This window comes from Bradyrhizobium sp. SZCCHNR1093 (assembly GCF_032381175.1).
GTDB lineage: Bacteria > Pseudomonadota > Alphaproteobacteria > Rhizobiales > Xanthobacteraceae > Bradyrhizobium.
On record NZ_JAUHJJ010000002.1, the window covers coordinates 152,101 to 177,113 of the forward strand.

Genomic DNA, 25,013 nt, shown 5'->3' on the forward strand with positions numbered 1-25,013 from the left:
AAAATCGGCACTCATTGCGACCAATCAACTGATCAGCGGGAGGGTTCCATGAAACGTCTGGCACTGCCTGTCGCATTGCTGCTTGCAACGGCGAGCACAACGTCCTGGGCGCAATCGGCCGCCGATCACGAAGCGCACCATCCTGACCAGAAGGGGGCGCCCGCCGCCGCACAACCTCAGTCGCCTGCCGGCCAGCCCGGAATGATGGGACAAGGCATGATGGGTGGCAGGGGCATGATGGGCGGCAACATGCCCATGGCGAACATGATGGGGATGATGGGGCAATCGGGCGCTGAAGGGGGCTGCGCTGGCATGAGCGGGTTGGCCACCATCGACCGGGTCGAGGGCCGGATCGCCTTCCTGAAGACCGAGCTCAAGATCACCGATGCGCAGGACGCCGCCTGGAATGCCTTCGCCGACGCACTCCGCACCAACGCAAAGAGCCTTGGCGAGGTGCGCGCCTCGATGATGCCGCAGACGGGGGCTGGGCAGCAAGGCTTGGTCGATCGTCTTGCGCTGCAGGAGAAGTGGCTGGCTGCGCGCCTGGAAGGCACCCGCGCGATGAAGTCGGCGCTGACAAACCTCGTCGGCACCCTTTCCGACGAACAGAAGAAAACCGCCGACGAACTCCTGGCGCCACATATGGGCATGAACGCGATGGCGCGCATGATGCCGTCCGGCCAGATGCAACCGGGAATGATGACGCAGGGTCAGGGACGGTAAGGCTCCGACTCGCCCATTGGAGGGCTGCCATGGCCCACGCTTTCCTCCCTGAGACCCTCCGCGAACACAGATCGCAGGCTGGTCCAGTGGTCAGGCCATTGGCGGATTCTTCCGAGCCGGCCGCCGGTGCCGCTCCGACGGCCGCCATCGGCGTGTGGCCTGGCGACAACATCACGCCGCCCCATCAGGCGCTCGGCTGGATTCCGAGTGTTTACTCCGACACGGACGACCTGAAGCGGGCGGGCCAGCGCATCGTCTATCTCATCAACCCGCATGTCGGGCATCTCGGCATCTTCGTATCCACGAGCGTCGCGCGTCTCGACTGAGCCGCGCTCTCTAATCCCAATCAACTCTGTCAAACAGCCTGTCGCTCGCCGCAGCCTTGCTCACGGTCATGCCGCCGCGATCCCGCGGCCGTGTCGGCCCGAGCTCTGCTGCAGTTGGCGTCCTCGTCAGACGAGAGGGCGCGGGGAAGGCCGGGTGCTGGTCGCACCCGCGGTCCGCGTGCAGCAAAAAAGCACGCGGCAGAACCACAGGTACGGCCGAACATCCGGCCTTCCCCGCGCGATGGCTTTACGGCTTATACGCGATCTCCCCGGGGACCGGCTGTCTTGCCCCCGTCGCCCGCTGCGCTCGTCATGAGCGCCGCGACCTTGACGCCAGCATCGGGGCGCCAGGACCACGCGACTTCGCCGTCCGCAGCTCATCAGTCGTCGCGCAAAAGCGCCTGACGAAGCCGCGGCCACCGCATCCCCGCCTCACGTGCCGTGACGATCGCGATACGCCCCTCTCGGCGAAGCAGGATGGCGGGAATAAAATCACTGATTTGGGGGTGGTGTCAATAAATATTCTGGTATTCAGAATTTATGGCTTGCGCCGCTGTCGTGCCGCATCAGTTGATCACATGAGTTGGCCGCCATCAAACTCACCATTGATGACGACCTGCTTCCCGAGCGCGCCGAATCATCGCTTGGCGCTCGCCACAAAACGCGTGGCGAGAAAACTGCAGCGTCACCGTAATCCGCACCGTAATCCCGAAATCTCCCGTGAGAGCGTCGAAGGTGCTCGACCGAGACTCCGGGCAATTGAACGCAGGCTCTCGCCGTTCAGCATCCGGCTATGAAGATCGTTGCGCTCCGTCGCGTTCAACTGACTGTAGTGACGTCCCATGCTCACCCCCTTATATGGGGTGTTGCACTTCAAATTGGAGTCCGCCGAGGATGGAGAAACGTGTAGCGTCACCGTAAGTCCAACCAATCCGCTTATCGGACGCCTGCGTAAAGCACGGCAATGGACGTCCAAAAACGGAGCTCGCTCCGCTCGCCCAGGCTCCCGCCTCACGAACACCAGCGTCGATATTGGAACGGCAGAGCCGTCCAATATGCCGGCGGCGTCACGTGAGCCGTCAATATCCCTCGTCTGGTAGAGCGGGCATCTTTCCTATCTCCCGTTTGAGGGCCAAGATTTCATGCTGGGTATCGACGTGTTTTTGATACGAAGCAAACACCGCCTCGATGTTCTGGTTCAGCGTCGACTGTTCTTGCAGCATTTGTTGCTGCTGCTTTGGCGTACTATCGAACCATTTTTTGAGCGCGTCGAGGTCCGCATGGGTCCACGCCGCGAAGCCAATGGCGAAGTCGCGAAACGCCCGCGCGATCTTCGGTGACATATTCAGCAGGCGGATGAGCAGAAGCATCAGCGATCCTTCCGTTAGCCCCACACGGAGAAAGTACCCTGATTCGGTCAGTGGCAGTCCTGTGAATTGTGGGGATTGCCAATTTGTCGTTCTGCGTGTGTATTTGACCCAGTTTGGGGGCGGAAATGGCGAAAAAGGCGCGGGGACGGACTGAAGAGCAGCAGATGGTCTGGCGGCTGTCGGACATGCTGACAGCCGCCAATTTCAATGTTCAGCACCAGCTCGATCTCGGGAAATCTGTAAAGCCGGACTTGGTAGCCGAGCGAGAAGAGTTCGGCCGGTACCGCAGATACGCGATTGACGTGGTGATTGTCTCTGATGCGAATCGGTTGGTGGATGCGCTCGACACTTTGCAGGAATTTGCCGAACGGCAAAAAGGCAGGGACTTCGACGAATATTGGCTGGTCTCGAACCTTTCGTATCCGCATCTGGCTGGCGACCGCAAGCGAAGACGCCGGTTCGAGAGCGTACGTGCATTTGCGATGAAAGAACTGGAGCGAATGCTCGCGCGGGTCACACCTCAAAAACCGCAACCGCCGAAGAAGAAAAAGGGCACCGCGAAGACGACCGTAGGAAAAGCGGTCCAGGCGAACGATAAAGAAATCATGCTCGCCATCGCCGGGCTAATGCTTCAGATCGACGACAAGCTTGACAAGTTGAAAGAAGAGAGGCCGAACTCTGAAGATGCGAAGGCGAATGCAGCTGAAGAGATTTCCGATCTTGAACGCATGAGGGCCGAGCTCGAACGAATCCGCGAGCTCGTTACCGCCTTCACCAAGGGGAAAGCCCCGGAAAGGGAAGTTGTCAAATCGGTCAAGACGTTCAAAGATAGTCTGAACGGATGGTGGGAAAAGCGCCACGACAGTCTCCTCACAACCACAGCTAAATCGGCCCTATTCGTTTCGTCGGCTGGTGTTCTGGCACTGATGGGAGCGAACACACCGGCAGCGTTGGCGGTTGCCGGCGCGCTGATTGGTGGGAAGGTCATCAAGAAGGGGCTGGCGAAAGCCGGGGAGATGGTACGCGACGCGTTACAATAGAGCTTGGCAGTTCTATTTCCGGTCGGCGGTCCCGCAGGCTTTGTCCTGTCACGGCACGGAGACTAGGTCTGCCGTGACTGCCGGCCATGAAACTCCTGAAAATCGGCCTTGCCGATAAGATATTTGAATATCCAAAGGGCTCGCTCGTGATTACCGACGAGTCCATTTCGAAGCGGGGTGCGAAAGTTTATGACCCCCGCCAAGCACGGCTTGAATGTTCTTCCCATGCAATACCGGGAGGCTCGCGAGTTTGCCGCCGCAGTCTTTCCCGACAAGGATCTGATGACCTACCCCGACGGCCCCCGGGCGCTCACCCGTCTGGTGATGAATGCCGCCCGCCAGGACAAACTGACTTACACCCGGGGTGACGACGACCAAGAGGCGAGGGGAGTGGTGGAGGGTCTCCTGCTGTCACCCTTGCTGAGGACGGCGCTGCAGAAGCCGATCCCGCGCTGGTTTTATTCTGGCGCCACCATTCATGGTGCGGCTCAATCGGAAGGAAATCGGAGACGAGGATGCCCGGCTCATTGCCAGTATCCTCATATCCGAATTCAAGGGGCCAATTGTCATTGAGGATTTCGGCTTTTATGCCCGCCCATTCCACACCCGTTTAATCCGAGAACACCGGCTCATGGCCGGCGTCTACACACTCTCAAAGCTCGACGAAAAGCTCCGGCAGATGTGCCTGCTCATGGAAACGGAGGCTGTGGGATGCACCTATGAAGACGCCGAGGTGCTGGCGAGGTACGGAGGACACATTCCTGGACATAACGCCTTCAGCTCGTTTGTGTCGCAGGCAATGGCCGGCGCGTCCACTCGAACACTTCAATAGTCGTGCGAGTCAGCCGTAACGCAAAAGCGAACGCAAGAATAAATGGCCAAGTGAAAAGGCCGTGGCCTTCCTCGCGAACGTCTCGGTCCGTCCTTGCTCGTGACTCGTGAAATCGGAGGTCGTCCGCCGCCGCAAACTCCCTTTCTCTTGCCTCCTTTAAGATATCGAAGTTCCGTTGCGCACGCTCAAACGCTACCTCCTGTCCGCTGGGAGCTACTGGAAATTGTCGCATGAACTCTTCGAGCGATATCTTTCCGTTCTCGGGAATGCTCCCAATTTTCAATTTCTCCCAATCCAGCTTTTCGATCAACTCGCAATGGGACGAGAAGGGGGGCTTGTCTCTAGATGACCTCCCGCAGACAGCGGAATCTATCCTTGCGAGCTGCAGGCTGACGTCTCCGCTCGCAGACAGAAGTTTGTTTTGCAACTGCTCTCTCCTGTCGCTGAAGTCGTAGTCTTGCCGTCGGCCCTCGTAATTGAAAGCCAATACAAAGACACCAACGGCCGCAACACCAAGGTACACATAGTCTATGGCGCGGGCCTGCGCGGCTGACAACAGATTGGCGAATCCGAATACGGCGTGGAACAGAAAGAGCCAAGCGAAGAAGCTGAAGATCAATGAGAACATGAAGGAGTATTGCGGCTCGAACCACCCGATGACGGCCAGGACGGTGAACACCATAGTCAAAGCCGAGCAGGCAATGGCAAATGCCCTACGGGTCCAAAACGAATTGATCGAAATTGCCACCGGTTCCCCCTAGAAAGAAAATGCTTCGAGCGCGCGGCGAACCACTTCGGCTTCGCTCACTTTCAGTTTGCGAGATGCTTTCTTGATAATGACGCGATGTCGCTTGAAGACGCGCGGGCTGATAACAGCAGGATTTTCCATGTGCTGCTACTATATAGCATGTGCGATTGCACGACCACACGCTATCCACGCCATGCTGCTTGCTCGATTGGGGAATTACAGTAACGCTATACTAACTCCGCCAGGGGCGCCGAGGCATGCGGACAAGCCGAGGCCCATCCCCGCAAACAGGCCGGCCGATCAGGAGCTGAAATATCGGCTAGTTGCCGATGTGACCTATCTCACAGCCGCGCCGCGCGACTGCGCGGCAAGGTCGTCCCATGTGTTTCCTCGCACGCCGAACAAGGGATTTGATGACATGCGCTGGAGTGACTCAGCCAAGGGATTTGCGGTCGTCCTGGTGGTGACCGTCGCGGGATGCCTGTCCACGACCTATGTCGACCACCGATTTGCCGCGCTTGAAGCATCCGCGGATGCGACAACGAGCCCGCCCCCGACATCCTCCGCTTGCGTCGACGAAGACGGGCGCTGGCACAATTGGCCGTGGGCGAACGTGCCGATGCTCTCGCCGGCGTGTCGCGAGCCACAGGCAGAGCGCGCGTCGGATTAAACGCGCTGGCGCGGCCATTCGTCGTGTTGAGGCCCATGCCCCGGGCAGGGAACTCCCTCACCGCAGCCGCGACTGCGTCTTTGACTCTGGGTTGTAGAAGTGATGATCTGCACCTGATGGCGGGGCGATCAATGTGGGCCAATCACACGCACCCAGGGAGGCGATGATGAACGGCAACAACAACAAGCTCGTGGCGGAGGCGATCGGGACGTTCTGGCTCACGTTCGGCGGTTGCGGCAGTGCGGTGATCGCGGCGGGCGTGCCGAATGTCGGGATCGGCATGCTCGGCGTGTCGCTGGCGTTCGGGCTCACCGTGGTGACCATGGCCTATGCGATCGGGCACATCTCGGGCTGTCATCTCAATCCGGCTGTCACGGTGGGGCTGGCCTGCGGCGGGCGGTTCCCGACCGGGCTGATTGTGCCCTACATCGTCGCGCAGGTGGTCGGCGCCATCGTTGCTGCTGCCGTGCTGTACGCGATCGCGAGCGGCGCGCCGGACTTCAGCACGGCGAGCGGCTTTGCCGCCAATGGCTATGCGGAGCATTCGCCCGGCAAATATGGGTTAGGGGCCTGCCTGCTCAGCGAGTTCGTGCTGACGATGATGTTCCTGTTCGTGATCATGGGCGCGACCCATGGCAAGGCGCCGGTGGGATTTGCGCCGCTGGCGATCGGGCTTGCGCTGACGCTCATTCACCTGATCAGCATCCACGTCACCAACACCTCGGTGAACCCGGCGCGTAGCACCGGGCCGGCGCTGTTCGTCGGCGGCTGGGCGCTGGCGCAGCTCTGGCTGTTCTGGGTGGCGCCGCTGCTCGGCGGCGCGGCCGGCGGCTTCATCTATCGCTGGCTGAGCCCGGAGCCGGCCGGCGAGGTGACCGGCGAGCGGACGGGGCAGGGCGCGGTCGCGAAAAGCGCCTAGGAAGATCTCCTCACGCGGTTGGATCGGGCCGCGTCACGGCCGATGCCGCGGTCGCGCCGCTCTTGATCGCCGCCGGCTCTGTTGGATAATGCGCGCCTTGTCAGCGTTCACGATCTTGCAGGTGCGGTGATGAGCCGGGGGAACAAGGAGCCGGTGTCCGATCGCGTCGCTAGGGCGGCCGAGGCGCTGCTGGCCGAGCAGCACTACGTCAGCATCGCCGACCTGTTCTGTGGCCTCGGCTGGCTCGATGCGAGCTTGCTGGAGCAGTGGCGGCGCGGGCAGGTCGGCTCGCTGGAGGAGGTCACGCGCTCCGGTCTCCCGCGCATCAAGGAGGCGATGACGCATGTTCGTGCCTGGGCGCTCGCCAAGGGGCTGAGCCCGAGCGAGACCGCCTATGTCGCACAGACGCCACGCCGGCAGCCGCTGCGGTTCAGCCGCAGCAATGATCCGCAACTTGAAGAGCTGTTCCGGACGCACTGGGTCTCGCCGGCGCTCTCCGAGAAGAAGCGCGAGCGTGTGGCAGCGAAGGCGAGCCGGGTGCCGGAGCTGGTGGCGATCCTGCCGACGCGGGACGGTTGGAGCTGTCATCGCTGCGGCGGGACCGGCGATTTCCTGATGATGGAGGACGGTGGTCCGGCATGCCTCTCATGCGTTGGTCTCGGCGATCTCGTCTTTCTGCCCGCGGGCAACGCGCTGCTGTCGCGGCGGGCCAAGGCGAAGAGCAAGCGCCATGCGGTCGTGGTGCGCTTCAGCCGGACGCGTGGGCGATACGAGCGGCAGGGGCTGCTGGTCGAGCCGCAGGTGCTGGCCGAGCTGGGCAAGGACACCGCGTGAGCACGGCGCAGGACGCGCCGCCGATCGTCTCCATGATCCCGCCGTGCTACGATGCTCGTCCGGAGCGGGGCATCCGATGCGCCTGCTCCGGCGTTCTGCTGCGACAGGTGAGGCCGCAATGTTCGTCGACTTGCCCGGTGGCTGGCCGCATGATCCGAAACCGGAGCCGCCGAAGCGGCGGCTGTCGCCGCGGCGTGAAAGGCTGCTGCTGGTGCTGATCGGCTTCAACATGATGCTGCTTATGGTCGCGCCGATCGGCGGTGCCACGCTGATCCACTGGCTGGTCGCCGCACTCTCGCGCTGACGCGGCGCGAGCCGCCGAGGCCGGTCTACACCTTCATGTCGATCACGGTCCGGCTCATCTCGTCGCTCGCCTTCAGCACTTTTGCATTCGCGGCAAAGCTGTATTTGGCGACGAGCTGGCTGATCATCTCCTGCGCGAGATCGACATTGGGCGCCGCGACCAGGCCGTCCTTGTTGGCGAACGGCGCCGAGGGATCGTAGCTCGCTGTGGTCCCGGAGCCTGCACGGGTGATGGTCGTCTGCGTGCCGCCGCCGGCGACGTCGCTCTGCACCAGATCGAGCGGCACATAGGCTTTCGGGGCGCCCGCCGGCAGCGTGCCGTCGGCATTGGGCAGCGCGCCGGTGCTCCGTGCATTGGCGACGTTCGAGGCGGACACCTCGAGGCGGCGCGAAGCCGCGTTCATGCCGGAAACTGCGATGGTTGCGGTGGGGCTCATGGGACACTTGCCGACGACGATGATCCCCGCAGCTAAGCCCTGCGCGTGCCAAGCAAGCGTCAACATCGGCCGCGACATTCGATCGTCCGCGGCAAGGTTTCGTTGACCATCGGCCGGTCGCCAGCGGCGGCCGACGACGCTCAGGACGATCTGTTCTGATCGTCACGCAGCAGCGCCAGGGTGCCCGCCGCGTCGTCCGCGGCGGAGACGAGCACATATTCGCCGCGCGCCGCGCGGACGCCGCCGGTGACGACGACCGCCCGCTTCGGGCACAGGCCGAAGCAGCTCGTCATGACGACGCGCGCGGGCTTCTCGCGAGCGCCACTGCCGCGCTCACGCTCTGATGTCAGCGCATGCTTGATCGCCTTCTTGATGGCCTTCTTGGTGGCCTTGGGGTCATCGCTGCGCTTCAGGCATTTGCGGCAGACGAGCACCGGCGCGGCGCGGTTGGGGCGGACGAGGGGAGGGACAGCCAGGCCTCCCAGCTAAGCGGCCTCCCGAGACGCCGCATCCCTGATGGGGAGCCGTCGTGCGGCCGGCGAGGTTCCGGGGCCAGCGCGCCGGTCGTTGCGCCGCAACCTGCCGAGGTTGGGCTATTGCCCATGGTCCGAGCATATGATCTGGTCTGGGCGAGGCTGCTGCGCCCGCCTGGGGATGGCGGCGGGCTTCGGTTCCCGGCGCCGCGGCCGCCATGCCATAGTGCTGGCCGATCCGCGTCGAGCCTCTGCTTGGCCGGGGTAGCAGCGACTGGAAGGAGACCGCGCGGCGTCATGGCGGGCAGCGACAGCGACAAATCACGGCTGGACGACGCCGCCCGCGCCGGCTGGCTGTATTTCATCGCCGGCCATACCCAGGACGAGATCGCGCGGATGCTGCAGGTGTCGCGCGCCTCCGCGCAGCGGCTGGTGTCGCTGTGCCTCGCCGAGCGACTGATCACCTTCCGGCTCGAGCACCCCATCGCGTCCTGCATGGCGCTCGCCGCCCAGCTCAAGGAGCGGTTTGCGCTGGTGCATTGCGAGGTGGTGCCGACCGACCCGGCTGCGCCCACCGGGTCTGCAGGAATCGCCGAACGCTGCGCCAACCTGCTGGAGACGACGTTGCGGGCCGAGACGCCGGTCATCATCGCGCTCGGAACGGGGCGGGCGGTGCGGGCCGCGGTCGAGCGCGTCACGCCGATCGACCGCCCCGAGCACCAGATCGTCTCGCTGGTCGGCAACATCCTGGCCGACGGCTCGGCGAGCTTCTTCGACACCGTCGGCCGGCTCGCCGACCGCACCGGTGCGCGGCATTATCCGATGCCGCTGCCGTTCCTGATGGGCACCGAGGACGAGCGCGACCGCATGGTCCGGCTCGATGCCATCGCCAAGGTCAAGGCGGTGGCCGACAAGGCCGATCTCAAGCTGGTCGGCATCGGCCAGATGGACCAGAAGGCGCAGATGCATGTCGACGGCTTCGTCACCCGCGACGAGCTCACCGAGATGATGCGGCTCGGCGCCATCGGCGAGATCACCGGCTGGGCCTATGACGCCAAGGGCAAGCTGATCGCCGGCGGCACCAACCGCAGGCTCACCAGCATTCCACCCGAGGTGCCGGCGCGCGCCATGACCATCGCGGCGGCGCTCGGTCCGGCGAAGGTCCCGGCGATCCGCGCTGCGCTCAAGGGGCGGCTGATCAACGGCCTGATCACCGACGAGGCCACGGCGCGCGCCGTCCTGGCGTGACAGCCTTAGGCGCTGCTGCGCAGTCTTCTATCAAAGGTCGGATCCCTGTCGCGCCGCACAACCTGTGCGCGCCGGCGCATGCTTGACAAAGTCTGATCCGTATAGTGAACATCAGCCCAGCCCGTGAGCATATGTTCAAAAGACACGGGAAGGGAGGAGACCGTGAAGACCATCTTCACTCGGACGAGCACGCTTGCCGCCCTGATGGGCGCCGCCGCGCTGCTGACAAATGCGCCCGTACTGGCGGAGACAAGTCTGACCATCGCCACCGTCAACAACGGTGACATGATCCGGATGCAGGGCCTCACCAGCGAATTCACCAAGGCCAATCCCGACATCTCCGTGAAATGGGTGACGCTGGAGGAGAACGTGCTGCGCCAGCGCGTCACCACCGACATCGCTACCAAGGGCGGCCAGTTCGACATCCTCACCATCGGCACCTACGAGGTGCCGATCTGGGCCAAGAAGAACTGGCTGGTGCCGCTCGACAAGCTCGGCGCCGACTACGACGCGAACGACATCCTGCCCAAGATCAAGGATGCGGTCTCCGTCGACGGCAAGCTCTACGCCGCGCCGTTCTACGGCGAGAGCTCGATGGTGATGTACCGCACCGACCTGTTCGACAAGGCCGGGCTGAAGATGCCGGAGAGCCCGACCTGGGACTTCGTCATCGATGCCGCCAAGAAGCTCACCGACAAGCAGGGCGGCGTGTTCGGCATCTGCCTGCGCGGCAAGGCCGGCTGGGGCGAGAACATGGCGTTCCTGACCGCGATGTCGAACTCGTTCGGCGCGCGCTGGTTCGACGAGAAATGGCAGCCGCAGTTCAACACGCCGGAATGGAAGAAGACGCTGTCGACCTATGTCGAGCTGATGAAGGAGGCCGGCCCTCCCGGCGCCAGCTCGAATGGCTTCAACGAGAACCTCGCGCTGTTCAACTCCGGCAAATGCGCGATGTGGATCGATGCCACCGTGGCGGCCTCGTTCGTGACCAACCCGAAGGAGTCGAAGGTCGCCGACAAGGTCGGCTTCGCGCTGGCGCCGAACACCGGCCTCGGCAAGAACGCCAACTGGCTGTGGGCGTGGAGCCTCGCGGTGCCCGCCGGCTCACAGAAGGTCGAGGCGGCCGAGAAGTTCATCGCCTGGGCCACCAGCAAAGATTATCTGAAGCTGGTGGCGTCCAAGGACGGCTGGGCCAACGTGCCGCCGGGCACGCGCACCTCGCTCTACAAGAACGAGGAGTATCTGAAGGTCGCGCCGTTCGCCAAGCTGACGCTGGCCTCGATCGATGCCGCCGATCCGAACAAGCCGACGGTGAAGCCGGTGCCGTATGTCGGCGTGCAATACGCCGCCATCCCTGAATTCCAGGGCATCGGCACCGCAGTCGGACAGCAGTTCTCGGCTGCGCTGGCCGGCTCGATGACGGTCGACGCGGCGCTCGCGGCGGCGCAATCATCCACCGAACGCGAGATGAAGCGCGCCGGCTACATCAAATAGGCGCGCCACGTCCATCAGCTCGAAGCCAAAACTCCTCCCGAGCTGATCACTGGCGGCCATCCCTCCCCACAGGGATGGCCGCATTTTTTCTCTGCTCGAACGCGACATGCGAGACCCGTAGGGTGGGCAAAGCGAAGCGTGCCCACCGTCGGGCCGCGAACCGTGAAGACGGTGGGCACGGCGCTCCGCGCCTTTGCCCACCCTACGACTAGCCATCAGCTCGTCATTGCGAGGAGCCGAAGGCGACGAAGCAATCCAGAGTCCCGCCCGTGTTCGGGATTGCTTCGCTTCGCTCGCAATGACGGCAATATCTGTCGAGCGAACAAGGAACGGCGGTCATGGCCACCAGACAGACGCAAATCCTGGCCCGCGCGCTGATGTCGCCCGCGGTCATCCTGCTGTTCATCTGGATGATCGTGCCGCTGGCGCTGACAGTCTATTTCTCCACGCTGCATTACAGCCTGCTCGATCCCGGCTCCGAGCGCTTCGTCGGCCTCGAAAACTTCGAATATTTCCTCACCGACCCCGCCTTCCTCGCCTCGCTGCAGAACACGCTGGTCCTGGTCGGCTCGGTGCTGCTGCTGACCATCGGTCTCGGCATTCCCCTCGCGCTGCTGCTCGACCAGCCGGTGATTGGCCGCAACATCATCCGCCTGATGGTGATCGCGCCGTTCTTCGTGATGCCGACGGTGAGCGCGCTGGTGTGGAAGAACCTCTTGATGCATCCGGTGTCCGGCCTGTTCGCCTGGATCGCGACCTCGCTCGGGATGACGCCGATCGACTGGTTCACCGATGCGCCGCTGCTCGCGGTCATCTTCATCGTCGCCTGGCAGTGGCTGCCATTCGCGACCCTGATCCTGCTGACCGCGCTACAGTCGCTCGACGAGGAGCAGAAGGAGGCCGCCGAGATGGACGGCGCCGGCGCGGTGTCGCGCTTCATTTATCTCACTGTGCCGCACCTGGCGCGCCCGATCACGGTGGTGATCCTGATCGAGACCATCTTCCTGCTCACGGTGTTCGCAGAGATCTTCGTCACCACCGGCGGCGGACCGGGCCTGCAGACCACCAACATCGCCTTCCTGGTCTATTCTCAGGCGCTGATCCAGTTCGATGTCGGAACCGCCTCGGCCGGCGGCCTGGTCGCCGTGGTCATCGCCAACATCGTCGCCTTCTTCCTGGTCCGCATCGTCGGCCGCAATCTGGAGGCGTGACACCATGGCGCGCAAGGTCACCGGACGTCATGTCGCAATCTCCACCGTGGCCGCATGGCTCGCCGGGTTCGTGATCTTCTTCCCGATCCTGTGGATGGTGCTGGCGAGCTTCAAGACCGAGCTGGAGGCGTTCGCGACGCCGCCGTCGTTCCTGTTCTTCCACTGGACAACCGAAAACTACGCCACGGTGCAGGAGCGCAGCGACTATCTGCACCACGCGCTGAACTCGCTGATCATCGCCGGCGGCTCGACCTTGATCGCGATGCTGATCGCCATTCCCGCGGCGTGGTCGATGGCGTTTGCGCCGACCAAGCGCACCAAGGACATCCTGCTCTGGATGCTCTCGACCAAGATGATGCCGCCGGTCGGCGTGCTCGTGCCGATCTACCTGATCTACAAGAACTTCGGTCTGCTCGACACCCGCACCGGGCTGGTCTTCATCCTCTGCCTCGGCAACCTGCCGATCGTGATCTGGATGCTGTTCACCTACTTCAAGGAGATCCCGAAGGACATCCTGGAAGCGGCGCGGATGGACGGCGCCACGATCGGGCGCGAGCTGATCTACGTGCTGACGCCGATGGCGATCCCAGGCCTCGCCTCGACGCTGCTGCTCAATCTCATCCTCGCCTGGAACGAGGCGTTCTGGACCTTGAACCTGTCGACCCTGAATGCGGCGCCGCTGACGACCTTCATCGCCTCCTACTCGAGCCCGGAAGGCCTGTTCTGGGCGCGGCTGTCGGCGGCCTCCACGCTCGCGATCGCGCCGATCCTGATCATCGGCTGGTTCAGCCAGAAGCAGCTCGTGCGCGGGCTGACCTTCGGCGCAGTGAAGTAACGAAAGGCTGGATCACATGGGACGGATCACGCTGGAAGGTGTGCAGAAATCGTTCGGGCCGGTCCACATCATCAAGGGCGCCGATCTCGACATCCCCGACGGCGCCTTCGTGGTATTCGTCGGCCCCTCCGGCTGCGGCAAGACCACGCTGCTGCGCCTGATCGCGGGGCTGGAGGACGTCTCGGGCGGCCGCATCCTGATCGACGGCAACAATGTCGTCGACGTGCCGCCGGCCAAGCGCGGCCTGTCGATGGTGTTCCAATCCTATGCGCTCTATCCGCATATGAGCGTGCGCGGCAACATCGCTTTCGGCTTGAAGATGGCCGGGCTGCCCAAGGCCGAGATCAACCAGAAGGTCGAGGCGGCCGCCGCGACCTTGAACCTCACGCCCTATCTCGATCGCAAGCCGCGCGAGCTCTCCGGCGGCCAGCGCCAGCGCGTCGCGATCGGCCGCGCCATCGTCCGCGAGCCCAAGGCGTTCCTGTTCGACGAGCCCTTGTCCAATCTCGATGCGGCGCTGCGCGTGCAGATGCGGCTCGAGGTGACGCGGCTGCAGAAGCAGCTCGGCACCACGGCGATCTACGTCACGCATGACCAGGTCGAGGCCATGACGATGGCCGACAAGATCGTGGTGCTCAATGCCGGCCGCATCGAGCAATACGGCTCGCCGATCGAGCTCTATCAGCGGCCGGCCAACCTTTTCGTCGCCGGCTTCATCGGCTCGCCGAAGATGAACCTCATCACCGGCGCGGAAGCGGACAAACACCATGCGACCACGATCGGCGTGCGGCCCGAGCATGTCGCTGTCGTCGATGACGGGCACGGTTGGCAGGGCAAGGTCGTGATCGCCGAGCACCTCGGCAGCGACACCTTTCTCTATGTCGATGCGGGCGCGCTCGGCACGCTCACGGTGCGCGTCGTCGGCGAAAAGCGCCTCAGCGCCGGCGATGCGGTGACGCTGCGGCCTGAGCCGAACCGCATCTATCGCTTCGATGCCAACGGCAATTCGATCTTCGCATGAGAGGCGACGCCCCCTCCGGGCGTCAATGACAACAACGGACCACGACGATGTATCTGGAGAAATTCAAGCTGAACGGCAAGACCGCGCTGATCACCGGCGGCGGGCAGGGCATCGGGCTCGCCTGCGTCGAGGCGCTGGCGGAGGCGGGCGCGCATGTCGTGATCGCCGATCGCGACGCCAAGGCGGCAGCGGACGGGCAGGCGGCGATGAAGGCCAAGGGCTATGACACCGAGACCGCGCTGATGGACGTCACCAACTCGGCTCAAGTCAACGAGGTGGCCGACGATCTGGTCGCGCGCTACGGCGGCCTCGACATCCTCGTCAACAACGCCGGCATCGCGCGCAGCGAGACGCCGGCCGAGACGGTCACCGACGAGCACTGGCTCAACGTGCTCGACGTCAACCTCAACGGCACCTTCTGGTGCTGCCGCGCCTTCGGCAAGCACATGCTGGCGGCGAAGAGCGGCACGATCGTCAATATCGGCTCGATGTCCGGCTTCATCGTCAACAAGCCGCAGGAGCAGTGCTTCTACAACGCCTCCAAGGCCGCAGTGCATCATCTGACCAAGTCGCTGGCGGCCGAATGGGGCGCGCGCGGCATCCGGGTCAACGCGGTCGCGCCGACCTATATCGAGACGCCGCTGAATGCCTTCGTGAAGAGCAATCCGCGCATGTACGACGCCTGGATCGGCGGAACCCCGATGGGCCGCATGGGACAGGTCGAGGAGATCGCGTCCGTCGTCCTGTTCCTGGCCTCGGAAGCGGCAAGTTTGATGACCGGCAGCGTCGTCGTTGTCGATGGCGGCTACACTTGCTGGTAAGCTCGCGTCAAAATTTGACGGGAGCGAAACATGCGGCAGGCGTTCATCGGTGTCGATGTCGGCACAACCAGCACGCGCGCCGGGATTTTCGACTGTAACGGCCGCCTGCTTGCCGCGGCGCGGCATCCGATCCAGACCTGGCACGAGGCCGGCGACGTCGTCGAGCAGTCGTCCGACGACATCTGGCGTGCCTGCTGCGCCTCGGTCAAAGCCGCGCTGGCGGAAGCGGCGGTCGCGCCGGAGCTGATCAAGGGCGTCGGCTTCGATGCCACCTGCTCGCTGGTGGCGCTGGACCCATCGGGTGCTCCCGTCACCGTCAGCAGCTCCGGCGCGTCCGCCCGCAACGTCATCGTCTGGATGGATCATCGCGCGCTGATGGAGGCGCGCGACATCAATGCGACCAGAGACGAGGTGCTGCGCTATGTCGGCGGTTCGATCTCACCGGAAATGCAGATGCCGAAGCTGCTGTGGCTGAAGCGGCACCTGCGCAAGAGTTTCGATGCGGCAGGCCACTTCTTCGATCTCGCCGACTTCCTGACCTGGCGTGCGTCAGGCTCTTTGGCGCGCTCGATGTGCACCGTCACCTGCAAATGGAATTATCTCGCGCATGAGACGCGCTGGAGCGCGGCCTACTTTCGCCGCATCGGGCTGGAGGATTTCGTCGCAGAAGATTTCGCGCGGATCGGCACCGAGATCGTTGCGCCTGGCACGCCGCTCGGCCGTGGGCTGTCGCAGGACGCGGCCGAAGAACTCGGACTGGTTGCAGGCACACCGGTCGGCGCGGCGCTGATTGATGCCCACGCCGGCGGCATCGGCGCGATCGGCGGCCGCGCGGCTGAGCGCGGCGAGGTCGATGTTTGCGAGCGCCTCGCCTATATCATGGGGACCTCGGCCTGCATCATGGCGACGACGCGCGCTCCGTCCTTCGTGCCCGGCGTATGGGGACCGTACTATCAGGGCATGGTGCCGGAGTTCTGGCTCAACGAGGGTGGCCAGTCCGCTGCGGGGGCTGCGATCGATCACCTGCTGCGCTCGCACCCGGCGTTTGCCGAGGCCACGGCTGCCGCGCGTGCCGAAGGGCTCGACGTCATCAGCTTTCTGGAGAAGCGGATCATGGCGCGAGTGCCGAATGCCGGCGCCGCTGCGCTGCTGGCGCGGGATCTCCACATCCTCCCTGAGTTTCTCGGCAACCGTTCGCCCTATGCCGATCCCGACTCGCGCGCCGTCATCGCCGGCCTCGATCTCGATACCGATATCTCAGCGATGGAGCGGCTGTTCGTGGCCGGGTTGTGCGGGCTCGCCTATGGCTTGGCCGACGTGATCGACGCTTTCGCCGCCAACGGCGTCAGCAGCCGGACGCTGGTCATGGCCGGCGGCGCCTCGCGCAGTCCGCTGGTGCGCCAGATCATGGCGGACACGACGGGGTTGACGGTGGCCTTGCCCGGCACCCAGGAGCCCGTGCTGCTCGGCGCGGCCATGCTCGGCGCGGTGGCGAGCGGCGGCTTTCGCTCGATCGGCGAAACGATGGCGTCGATGTCCTCGCTCGGCCGCCTCAGCGATCCGACCGATCCGGACATCGCGGCCTTCCATCGCCGCAAGCGCCGCATCCACGGCCTGCTGCGGACGCTTGATCGCGAGAGCCGTTCCGTGATGCATGGGGTCGACGGGGAGGCATGACCATGATCCTGAGCTGCGGCGATGCGCTGATTGATTTCGTCCCGGCCAGATCGGCCGATGGCCGCGATGCCTTGCGGCCGGTGGTCGGCGGCTCGTGCCTGAACGTCGCCGTCGGCGTGGCGCGGCTCGGTGCGCCCACGGGCTTTGTCGGCGGCATCTCGACCGACCTGTTCGGCACCATGATCGCGGCGCATGCGCAAGGCTCGAACGTCGATCTCGGCTACGCGACGCGCAGCCCTGACCAGACCACGCTCGCTTTCGTGCGCCATGTCGGCAGCGAGGCGCAGTATGCCTTCTACGACGCCGAGACCGCCGCGCGGAAATGGACGTTCCGGCCGGGCAGCATCCCCTTTGCCGACATTGATGCCATCCATGTCGGCTCGACCACGCTGATCCACGATCTCGGCGCCGCGCAGACCCGTGCGCTGATCGCCGCCACGCAGGGCGCGGTGACGATCTCCTTCGACCCGAACTGCCGTCCGAATCTGGTGACTGATAAGGCCGGCTATCGCGCTGACATGGATGGGTTTGCCGCAAGCGCCGACCTGATCAAGATGTCGGATGTCGATTTCGACTATCTGCATGGCCACGACGATTACGCTGCGCGGGCCGACGCGCTGCTGGCGCGCGGCACCAGCCTGGTCGTCGTCACGCGGGGTCCCAAGGGGGCGCTCGGCTGGCATGCGCAAGCCGGCGCGGTCGAAGTCGCAGTCCCCCAGGTCGAGGTGGTCGATACGATCGGGGCCGGCGACACATTCCAGGCGGGGCTCTTGTTCGCGCTGCGCAAGCTCGGCCGCATCGGCCGGGAGGCCCTGAGGGGATTGAGCCAGACCGAATTGCGCAAGGTGCTCGCCTTTGCCGGGGCGTGTGCGGCCGTCACCTGCACCCGCGAGGGCGCCGACCCGCCGCGCTGGGACGACATGGCTGCAACCTGGGATCGCCTGGGCTGAAGCACCCCATTGCACTCGTCATTGGGAACTGGTTGGCTGTTCCCTCGTCATATGTGAGTACCGGGAGACGGAGCGCGATCGCGAGACGCCCCTGTCCGGGCCGCGGAATTCTTGACGCGACAACGAGTTGCAGGGAGGAGAACCATGGCACCCGCCGCACGGACCGAGCCGCTGTCTCGTCACGCGCTGGCCTTCGTGTTGGCCGGCGGACGCGGCAGCCGGCTGCTGGAGCTGACCGACCGGCGCGCCAAGCCCGCCGTCTATTTCGGCGGCAAGTCGCGCATCATCGATTTCGCGCTGTCGAACGCCGTGAACTCCGGCATCCGTCGCATCGCGGTGGCGACGCAGTACAAGGCGCACAGCCTGATCCGGCATCTGCAGATGGGCTGGAACTTCTTCCGTCCCGAGCGCAACGAGAGCTTCGACATCCTGCCCGCCAGCCAGCGCGTTTCGGAGACGATGTGGTACGTCGGAACGGCCGACGCCGTGTACCAGAACATCGACATCCTCGAGACCTACAATACCAAATACATCGTCGTGCTGGCCGGCGACCACATCTACAAGATGGACTACGAGCTGATGCTGCAGCAGCATGTCGACCAGCGCGCCGACGTCACCGTCGGCTGCCTGGAGATGCCGCGCGAGGAATCCTCAGGCTTCGGCGTCATGCACATCAATGAGGACGACACGATCCGCGACTTCATCGAGAAGCCGGCCGATCCGCCGCCGATGCCGGGCAAGCCCGACAGGTCGCTCGCGAGCATGGGCATCTACGTGTTCGACGCCAAATTCCTGTTCGAGGAGCTGAAGCGCGACGCAGCGGACCCGAATTCCAACCATGATTTCGGCCGCGACATCATTCCCTACATCGTCAGGAACGGCCGCGCCGTGGCGCACCAGTTCTCGCGCTCCTGTGTCCGCGCCGCCCACGATCAGGGCAGCTACTGGCGCGACGTTGGAACGGTGGACGCCTATTGGGCGGCCAATCTGGATCTGACGGACGTCGTGCCCGAGCTCGATCTCTACGATCGCTCCTGGCCGCTCTGGACCTATTCGGAGATCACGCCGCCGGCCAAGTTCGTCCATGACACGGATGGCCGTCGCGGCGAGGCGACGTGCTCGTTGGTGTCCGGGGGCTGCATCGTCTCCGGTGCCCAGGTGCAGCGCTCGCTGCTGTTCACCGGCGCTCATCTGCATTCCTATGCCAAGCTGCAGAACGCGGTGCTGCTGCCCTACGTCAACGTCGCGCGCCATGCGCGCCTCACCAACGTGGTGGTCGATCGCGGCGTGCAGATTCCGGAGGGGCTCGTGGTCGGCGAGGATCCGGAGTTCGACGCCAAGCGGTTCAGGACAACGGAGAACGGCGTGACCTTGATTACCCAGCCGATGATCGATGGGCTCAATTCATGACGCCACTGCGCGTTCTGTCGGTTGCCTCCGAGGTCTATCCCATCGTCAAGACGGGCGGCCTCGCCGATGTCGTCGGCGCCTTGCCGTGGGCGCTGATGGCGGAGGACGTCGAGGTCCGCACGCTGATCCCGGGTTACCCCGCAGTCATGACCGCGCTGGAGCAGGCCAGCGAGATCAGCTCGCTGCCGAACTTCTTCGGCGGCAATGCCCGGCTGCTCGGCGGCAGCCATGGTGCACTCGATCTGTTCGTGCTCGATGCGCCGCATCTCTATGACCGCGAGGGCAATCCGTATCTGGGACCCGACGGCAAGGACTGGCCGGACAATGCGTTCCGCTTCGCGGCGCTGGCGCGAGCGGCGTCCTATATCGGCCTCGGCGCGGTGCCGGCCTTCGTGCCCGACATCGTCCACGGCCACGACTGGCAGGCCGGGCTCGTGCCGGCCTATCTGCTCTACAGCCACCGGCCGCATCCGGGCACGGTCATGACCGTGCATAATCTCGCCTTCCAGGGCCGCTTTCCGCGCCACTTCCTGCCGCCGCTCGGCCTGCCGCCGGAATCCTTCTCGATCTACGGCCTCGAATATTTCGGCGACATCAGCTTCCTCAAGGCGGGGCTGCAATTCGCCGACAAGATCACGACGGTGTCGCCGACCTACGCACGGGAGATCCAGAGCGACGAGCAGGGCATGGGCCTCGGCGGCCTGCTGCGCCAGCGCGCGTCCGACCTCGTCGGCATCCTCAACGGCATCGATACGGCGGTGTGGGATCCCGGCAGCGATTCGGCCATCCCATCGCATTTCGGCATCGAGCGGATCGAGGCGCGGGCACCGAACAAGGCGGCGCTGCAGACGCGCATGGGCCTGCAGGTCGCGCCGGAGACGTTCCTGCTCGGTGTCGTCAGCCGGCTGACGTCGCAGAAGGGATTGGACCTGCTGCTATCCTGCCTGCCGACCTTGACCGGTAGCGGGATTCAACTGGCCCTGCTTGGCGACGGCGAGGCCGAACTGCGCGACGCATTCCGCGCAGCCGCCGCGCACCATCCAGGACAGATCGGCGTCGTCATCGGCTATGACGAGAGCCTGGCGCATCTCATTCAGGCCGGCTGCGACGCGCTGGTCGTGCCGTCGCGGTTCGAGCCGTGCGGCCTGACGCAGCTCTGCGCCCTGCGCTATGGCGCGCTGCCGATCGTCACCGCCGTGGGCGGCCTCGCCGACACCGTCATCGACGAGACTGAGGCCGGCGTCGCCGCAACGGGGTTCAAGTGCGCCTCCGTGACGGCGGAGGCGCTCGATCAGACCCTGCGCCGCGCCGCTGCGGCCTTCTACGCCTCGCGCAGCAACGCCGCGAACTGGACCCGCATGCAGCTCAATGCGATGCTGACCGACGTGTCGTGGCGGCACCGCGCCGGCCGTTATGCCGAACTCTACCGGCAGATCGTCGCGCAGCGGCGGCCGGCGGGTTGAAGGACGACTGCGTTACGACCACCGTCATTCCGGGGCAAGGCCGCGGGCCTTGAACCCGGAATCTCGATGTTGTCTTGCGTCCGTTCCTGAAATCTCGGGATTCCGGTTTCAATCGTCAACGTGTTGCCGCTTCGCGGCTGCGCATTGACGATTGCCCCGGAATGACGGTGACATCGCGCTCCTTGTTGACGCAGTGCCAGCGGTCGCGGGGCTTGCAGCCCAGCCCAGCGCGCACCTCATGCCGATCCCGCTGGACGCCCGGAGGCGTGCAGCGGATAGTCCCGCCAGCTCCGATCAATATCCCTGCGCGAGACCTCATGACCGATACCCAGCCTTCCTCCGACTCCTTCGACCTGATCATCCGCGGCGGCACCGTCATCGACGGCACGCGCGCGCCACGTTTCGAGGCCGATGTCGGCATCAAGGACGGTCGCATCGTCGCCATCGGCGAGCTTGGTGGCCGCAAGGCTGCACGCGTCATCGACGCCACCGGCCACATCGTTGCGCCGGGCTTCATCGACTCCCACACCCATGACGACAGCGCCGTGCTGGTCGATCCCGACATGATCTGCAAGGTCTCGCAGGGCGTGACCTCCGTCGTGACCGGCAATTGCGGCGTCAGCATCGCGCCGCTGAAGCCGGGCTCGCCGCGGCCGATGCCGCTCGGCCTGCTGTCGCCCGGCGACGGCCGGGTCGCAGAGTACGCCTCGTTTGCGGACTACGTGGCTGCACTGCGCGCGGCACCGGCCGCCGTCAACGTTGCGCCGATGGTCGGCCACACCGCGCTGCGCGCCTCGGTCGTGAGCGACCTCGGCCGGGCCGCGACCGACGCGGAGATCGCCGAGATGCGGGCTCATGTGCAGGAGGCGCTCGACGCCGGCGCCATCGGCGTCTCGACCGGGACGTTCTATCCGCCGGCGGAGGCGGCGCCGACCGAGGAGATCATCGAGATCTGCCGGCCGCTCACCGGCAGCGGCGGCGTCTACGCGACGCACATGCGCAACGAGGCGAACGACGTGATCAAGTCGCTGGAGGAGAGCTTTGCCATCGGCAAGACGCTCGACGTCCAGGTCGTGATCTCGCATCACAAGGTGGTGGGCCCGGCCAATTTCGGCCGCACCAAGGAGACGCTGCCGCTGATCACGAAGGCGATGAGCTGCCAATGCGTCGCGCTGGACTGCTACCCCTACAACGCCTCGTCGACCATGCTGCACACCGATCCGGCCAAGCTGCAGGTCAGGGTCGTCGTCGCGGCCTCCGGGCCGCATCCCGAAGTGGCGGGTCGCGATCTCGCCGACATCGCCGCCGGCTGGGGCGTCGACCGGCTCGAAGCGGCAAAGCGGCTGCAGCCGGCGTCGGCGATCTACTTCGCGATGGATGAGGCCGACGTGCAGACCATCCTCGCCTTCGAGCCGACCATGATCGGCTCCGACGGCCTGCCGTTCGGCGAGCGTCCGCATCCGCGGCTCTGGGGCACGTTCCCGCGCGTGCTCGGCTATTACTGCCGCGAGCTCGAGCTGTTCTCGCTGGAAACCGCGGTCTGGAAGATGAGCGGGCTGACCGCGCAGAATTTCGGCATCAAGGGACGCGGCACGATCGCGATCGGCAACCACGCTGACATCACGATCTTCGATGCGGCCAGCGTGCGTGACAGCGCGACCTATGATGACCCCTGCGTACCGGCCGCCGGCATCGATGCCGTCATCGTCAACGGCGCGCTGACCTGGTGGCAGGGGGCGCACCAGAAGGCGCATGCGGGGCAGGTGATCACGCGCGGATCACTGCAGTGATCTAGCTAGATCGCGAACGGGCGCTGGCTGTCGTACTCACGATCTTCCTTGCCGATCCTGTAATGGTTCGGCGATTGCGTCGGCAGCATCTTGCGCTGGATCTGAAGGTGGAAATCGTTGTAGTTGCCCTTGAATTGACCGTTCGCCCAGACCAGCAGGAGCGCCGCGGTGAAGACGCTGTTGACAGCGCCATCGAACGACACCTGATTGTCCTGGCAGCCCGAGATCAGACGGATGCTGGCCTTGGCGACATCGCTCGACTCCGCACCGGGCGCGCCCTTTGCGGCCCGGCCGATAGCTTCATAAAATGCGCGGTTCTGCTCATAAGTACGAAGGGCGATATCCTGCGGCAAGAACTTGGGCGCATAGCTGATCCCTTTCGTCGCGGCCCTGCCGGCCACGGCGATATCCAGATTCCCGGCGAAGCCGGCGGCCTGCGCCATCTCGTAGTAGCTCACCTTGGCCACAGTGCCGCTATGGCAGGAATCGGAGAGAATCAGAACACGAACGCCATCGGTGATCGCGCTGTACACGCGATAGAGTTCATCATCAATCATCTGTCCGTCATAGAGGCACCAGGTCTCATCCACTGCATCGATCTCGTCACCATCGAGGTCCGGAACCTGACTGCCGTGGCCCGAATAGGTTAGCAGCAGAATGTCTCCGCTGTTCAAGTCGCGGGCGGCCATCGTCAGCATGTCGGTCACGGCGCCGCGCGTGGCCTGCTCGCTGAGCAGAATGCCGGTCCGATAGCCCGCCGTCTTCGCAATCGCCTCCATCGCGCGCGCATCATTCTCACAGGCGTTCAGCTTGCCGTCCCACCCAGCATAGTGCTTCGGATCCAGCCGATTGAGGCCGATATGCAGCGAAATGCCCTTGGCCATTTCTGTCCCCCTGATGTCTCGGCTCGCAAACATCAAGCCGGCGGTTCGAGCCGATTGCCGCTTTCCGTAACCACCCAGGCGCAGATCGCGCAGATGGCATCGCCATAGTCGCCGTGCCAACGGCAGTTCGCGCGGATCGAACACCGCGGCAGCGCCACGGTGCGCTCATTCGGCAAGAGCTCCAGCCCGTGCTCGTTCAGGATCTTGGCGACGCCACAGCGCTTGCCATCCCACTTCCCGCAGCCGCGCGCGAGGCACGGCGACGAGAAGCGAAAGCGCTGTTCCGGCGGACGTCCCTGCCGGGCGATTGCGACGAAGGCGGCGTCGACCTCGAAGCGCTCGGGAATGAAATCGATCCGGCCCTCGGCATTGACGATGCCGAGCAGCGTGTTGCCGTCGGCGCAGCGCGAACTCGGGCACATCGGCACCGACTTCGGCTTCATGGATGCTGCATCGGACATCGCCTGAACGCCTCTCGATTAGCTCTCGCCTCGCCCGGCTTGCTTGGTCTGGACATCGCCGTGATCCGAACGTGTGCCGGGCATTCGACCGCACTCAGGGATTATCCAGCTTCGGTCGATAGACAGCTCCGTAAATTTGGGAGCCAGGTCCCGCTCCGAACGCCTTGATCTGCGACAGCGGCGTCGCAACCATGTCGCCGCGCGTATCGAGCTTTGCGATTTCAGCCGTCACCGCCTTCTGAATGGCTTGCTCGATCTCAGACTTCAACTGGCCGGAAAGCGGACCGCCATCGATCTGAGCGACGAAGCGCTCCATCTCCGGCGCGGGCGCCGCCTTGGCACCTCCACGCTTCGCAATCTCAGCGTCCAAAGCGGTCAGCGCCGCAACAAGATCACCCTGGACGCCGACGATCTGGTGCGCGTGGTCGCGCAACGACACCAGATCGTCGATGGATGCGGGCCCTTTGGCGGCCGCCGCCAACGCGTTGCCAATCGCAACGCCATAGACCATCATTGTTCCACCGGCAAAGGATCCGATTCCGCCAGCTCTGTTCTTCTCGGTCATGATCTCCCCTCCAGACCTTCAAGGCGCTGACTGAAGATCGATCGTGGCGATCAGACCCGCAGTCGCGCCGCCGTGCGTTCCCCCGAACGACTGGATTTGAGACAATGCCGTGATCTTCAGGTCGCCGCCGCTATCGTGAGCGGCAACGGCAGCCTTCACCGCATTATTGACGGCCTGCTCGATGCTCTGTCTCGCCTGTGGCTCGATCGGAAGGCCGGTGATCTGCACGGTGAAGCGTTCGGATGGCACCACCTCGACAGGCGCCGCACCTTTGGCGGCCGCCTGTCCGCCGCGCTTGACGATTTCCTCGTCGAGCGCGTTCACCGCAGAAACCAGATCGCCTTGAGCGTCGACGATCGCCTTCGCATGCGAGCGCAATGTGACCAACTCGTCCAGAGTGATACCGCCACTTGCGAGCGCATTGCCGATCGCGAGGCCGTACAGAGGCACCACTCCGCCTGGAACACCTTCCTTCGCCAAATTCGCCTCCCTCGTCCTCTATACAATC

General features: G+C 64.5%; 27 protein-coding genes and 1 pseudogene. 18 read left to right on the plus strand and 10 right to left on the minus strand.

Going from position 1 to position 25,013, the window contains the following annotated elements; translation table 11 throughout:
- Positions 1–48 precede the first annotated feature (48 nt).
- Complete coding sequence (locus tag QX070_RS06355; RefSeq protein ID WP_315736038.1) at positions 49–723, plus strand: Spy/CpxP family protein refolding chaperone; 675 nt, start codon at positions 49–51, stop codon at positions 721–723.
- Positions 724–884: 161 nt separating this feature from the next.
- Positions 885–1,046: pseudogene (locus QX070_RS06360) on the plus strand (DUF3141 domain-containing protein); the annotation flags it as partial.
- A 688-nt stretch (positions 1,047–1,734) separates the two neighbouring features.
- On the opposite strand, the gene QX070_RS33020 reads toward QX070_RS06360, so the two are convergent.
- The gene (locus QX070_RS33020) at positions 1,735–1,893 is read right to left on the minus strand and encodes a helix-turn-helix domain-containing protein (protein WP_409999156.1); all 159 of its coding nucleotides are present in this window, start codon (positions 1,891–1,893) and stop codon (positions 1,735–1,737) included.
- Between the two features lie 235 nt (positions 1,894–2,128).
- Positions 2,129–2,419 carry a hypothetical protein gene (locus tag QX070_RS06365; protein WP_315736040.1) on the minus strand — a complete coding sequence of 97 codons (291 nt, stop codon included), beginning with the start codon at positions 2,417–2,419 and terminating at the stop codon, positions 2,129–2,131.
- Between the two features lie 125 nt (positions 2,420–2,544).
- Between QX070_RS06365 and QX070_RS06370 the strand changes: the two genes are divergently transcribed.
- On the plus strand, positions 2,545–3,459 hold the full coding sequence (locus tag QX070_RS06370; protein WP_315736042.1) for a hypothetical protein: 915 nt from the start codon (positions 2,545–2,547) through the stop codon (positions 3,457–3,459).
- A gap of 189 nt (positions 3,460–3,648) precedes the next feature.
- Positions 3,649–4,032 (plus strand): hypothetical protein, encoded by a 384-nt coding sequence (locus tag QX070_RS06375; protein ID WP_315736044.1) that lies wholly within the window; start codon positions 3,649–3,651, stop codon positions 4,030–4,032.
- Positions 4,033–4,235: 203 nt separating this feature from the next.
- On the opposite strand, the gene QX070_RS06380 is transcribed toward QX070_RS06375, so the two are convergent.
- Complete coding sequence (locus tag QX070_RS06380) at positions 4,236–5,039, minus strand: hypothetical protein (protein WP_315736046.1); 804 nt, start codon at positions 5,037–5,039, stop codon at positions 4,236–4,238.
- A 9-nt stretch (positions 5,040–5,048) separates the two neighbouring features.
- Entirely contained in the window at positions 5,049–5,180 is a 132-nt protein-coding gene (locus QX070_RS06385; protein WP_315736048.1) for a hypothetical protein, read from the minus strand.
- Positions 5,181–5,875: 695 nt separating this feature from the next.
- Here QX070_RS06385 and aqpZ point away from each other — a divergent pair.
- From aqpZ to QX070_RS06400, 3 genes are all read left to right on the plus strand, one after another.
- Positions 5,876–6,628, plus strand: a complete 753-nt coding sequence (gene aqpZ, locus QX070_RS06390) for an aquaporin Z (protein ID WP_315736051.1) — start codon at positions 5,876–5,878, stop codon at positions 6,626–6,628.
- A 129-nt stretch (positions 6,629–6,757) separates the two neighbouring features.
- The gene (locus QX070_RS06395) at positions 6,758–7,462 is read left to right on the plus strand and encodes a hypothetical protein (RefSeq protein ID WP_315736053.1); all 705 of its coding nucleotides are present in this window, start codon (positions 6,758–6,760) and stop codon (positions 7,460–7,462) included.
- A 118-nt stretch (positions 7,463–7,580) separates the two neighbouring features.
- Positions 7,581–7,766 (plus strand): hypothetical protein, encoded by a 186-nt coding sequence (locus QX070_RS06400; protein ID WP_315736055.1) that lies wholly within the window; start codon positions 7,581–7,583, stop codon positions 7,764–7,766.
- A gap of 25 nt (positions 7,767–7,791) precedes the next feature.
- On the opposite strand, the gene QX070_RS06405 is transcribed toward QX070_RS06400, so the two are convergent.
- Both QX070_RS06405 and QX070_RS06410 read right to left on the minus strand, forming a co-directional pair.
- The gene (locus QX070_RS06405) at positions 7,792–8,202 is read right to left on the minus strand and encodes a flagellar basal body rod protein FlgC (protein WP_315736057.1); all 411 of its coding nucleotides are present in this window, start codon (positions 8,200–8,202) and stop codon (positions 7,792–7,794) included.
- 140 nt (positions 8,203–8,342) lie between these two features.
- Positions 8,343–8,636 carry a hypothetical protein gene (locus tag QX070_RS06410; RefSeq protein ID WP_315736059.1) on the minus strand — a complete coding sequence of 98 codons (294 nt, stop codon included), beginning with the start codon at positions 8,634–8,636 and terminating at the stop codon, positions 8,343–8,345.
- Positions 8,637–8,972: 336 nt separating this feature from the next.
- On the opposite strand from QX070_RS06410, the gene QX070_RS06415 reads away from it, so the two are divergent.
- The 11 genes from QX070_RS06415 (at position 8,973) to QX070_RS06465 (ending at position 22,595) form a co-directional block, all read left to right on the plus strand.
- The gene (locus tag QX070_RS06415) at positions 8,973–9,923 is read left to right on the plus strand and encodes a sugar-binding transcriptional regulator (protein WP_315736060.1); all 951 of its coding nucleotides are present in this window, start codon (positions 8,973–8,975) and stop codon (positions 9,921–9,923) included.
- A gap of 204 nt (positions 9,924–10,127) precedes the next feature.
- Complete coding sequence (locus tag QX070_RS06420) at positions 10,128–11,417, plus strand: sugar ABC transporter substrate-binding protein (protein WP_315737014.1); 1,290 nt, start codon at positions 10,128–10,130, stop codon at positions 11,415–11,417.
- Between the two features lie 338 nt (positions 11,418–11,755).
- Entirely contained in the window at positions 11,756–12,628 is an 873-nt protein-coding gene (locus tag QX070_RS06425; RefSeq protein WP_315736061.1) for a sugar ABC transporter permease, read from the plus strand.
- Between the two features lie 4 nt (positions 12,629–12,632).
- Positions 12,633–13,463 carry a carbohydrate ABC transporter permease gene (locus tag QX070_RS06430; RefSeq protein WP_315736062.1) on the plus strand — a complete coding sequence of 277 codons (831 nt, stop codon included), beginning with the start codon at positions 12,633–12,635 and terminating at the stop codon, positions 13,461–13,463.
- 16 nt (positions 13,464–13,479) lie between these two features.
- Positions 13,480–14,484 (plus strand): ABC transporter ATP-binding protein, encoded by a 1,005-nt coding sequence (locus tag QX070_RS06435; RefSeq protein WP_315736064.1) that lies wholly within the window; start codon positions 13,480–13,482, stop codon positions 14,482–14,484.
- A gap of 47 nt (positions 14,485–14,531) precedes the next feature.
- The gene (locus tag QX070_RS06440) at positions 14,532–15,305 is read left to right on the plus strand and encodes an SDR family NAD(P)-dependent oxidoreductase (protein WP_315736066.1); all 774 of its coding nucleotides are present in this window, start codon (positions 14,532–14,534) and stop codon (positions 15,303–15,305) included.
- Between the two features lie 30 nt (positions 15,306–15,335).
- On the plus strand, positions 15,336–16,982 hold the full coding sequence (locus QX070_RS06445) for an FGGY-family carbohydrate kinase (RefSeq protein ID WP_315736068.1): 1,647 nt from the start codon (positions 15,336–15,338) through the stop codon (positions 16,980–16,982).
- Between the two features lie 2 nt (positions 16,983–16,984).
- Complete coding sequence (locus tag QX070_RS06450) at positions 16,985–17,932, plus strand: carbohydrate kinase (protein ID WP_315736070.1); 948 nt, start codon at positions 16,985–16,987, stop codon at positions 17,930–17,932.
- Between the two features lie 144 nt (positions 17,933–18,076).
- Positions 18,077–19,342, plus strand: a complete 1,266-nt coding sequence (gene glgC, locus QX070_RS06455) for a glucose-1-phosphate adenylyltransferase (protein ID WP_315736073.1) — start codon at positions 18,077–18,079, stop codon at positions 19,340–19,342.
- Positions 19,339–20,805, plus strand: a complete 1,467-nt coding sequence (glgA, locus tag QX070_RS06460) for a glycogen synthase GlgA (RefSeq protein WP_315736075.1) — start codon at positions 19,339–19,341, stop codon at positions 20,803–20,805. The genes glgC and glgA overlap by 4 nt, the downstream gene beginning before the upstream one ends.
- 317 nt (positions 20,806–21,122) lie before the next feature.
- A complete protein-coding gene (locus QX070_RS06465) occupies positions 21,123–22,595 on the plus strand; it encodes a D-aminoacylase (RefSeq protein WP_315736077.1) in 1,473 nt (490 codons plus the stop codon).
- Between the two features lie 5 nt (positions 22,596–22,600).
- Here QX070_RS06465 and QX070_RS06470 read toward each other — a convergent pair whose 3' ends face one another.
- The 4 genes from QX070_RS06470 to QX070_RS06485 all read right to left on the minus strand — a co-directional run bounded on the left by QX070_RS06470 (position 22,601) and on the right by QX070_RS06485 (position 24,985).
- Positions 22,601–23,479 carry a caspase family protein gene (locus tag QX070_RS06470; RefSeq protein WP_315736079.1) on the minus strand — a complete coding sequence of 293 codons (879 nt, stop codon included), beginning with the start codon at positions 23,477–23,479 and terminating at the stop codon, positions 22,601–22,603.
- Between the two features lie 32 nt (positions 23,480–23,511).
- Positions 23,512–23,940, minus strand: coding sequence for a hypothetical protein (locus tag QX070_RS06475; RefSeq protein ID WP_315736081.1), 429 nt, complete (start codon positions 23,938–23,940; stop codon positions 23,512–23,514).
- Positions 23,941–24,034: 94 nt separating this feature from the next.
- A complete protein-coding gene (locus QX070_RS06480) occupies positions 24,035–24,505 on the minus strand; it encodes a hypothetical protein (RefSeq protein ID WP_315736083.1) in 471 nt (156 codons plus the stop codon).
- A gap of 18 nt (positions 24,506–24,523) precedes the next feature.
- The gene (locus tag QX070_RS06485; protein ID WP_315736084.1) at positions 24,524–24,985 is read right to left on the minus strand and encodes a DUF1843 domain-containing protein; all 462 of its coding nucleotides are present in this window, start codon (positions 24,983–24,985) and stop codon (positions 24,524–24,526) included.
- Positions 24,986–25,013 lie beyond the last annotated feature (28 nt).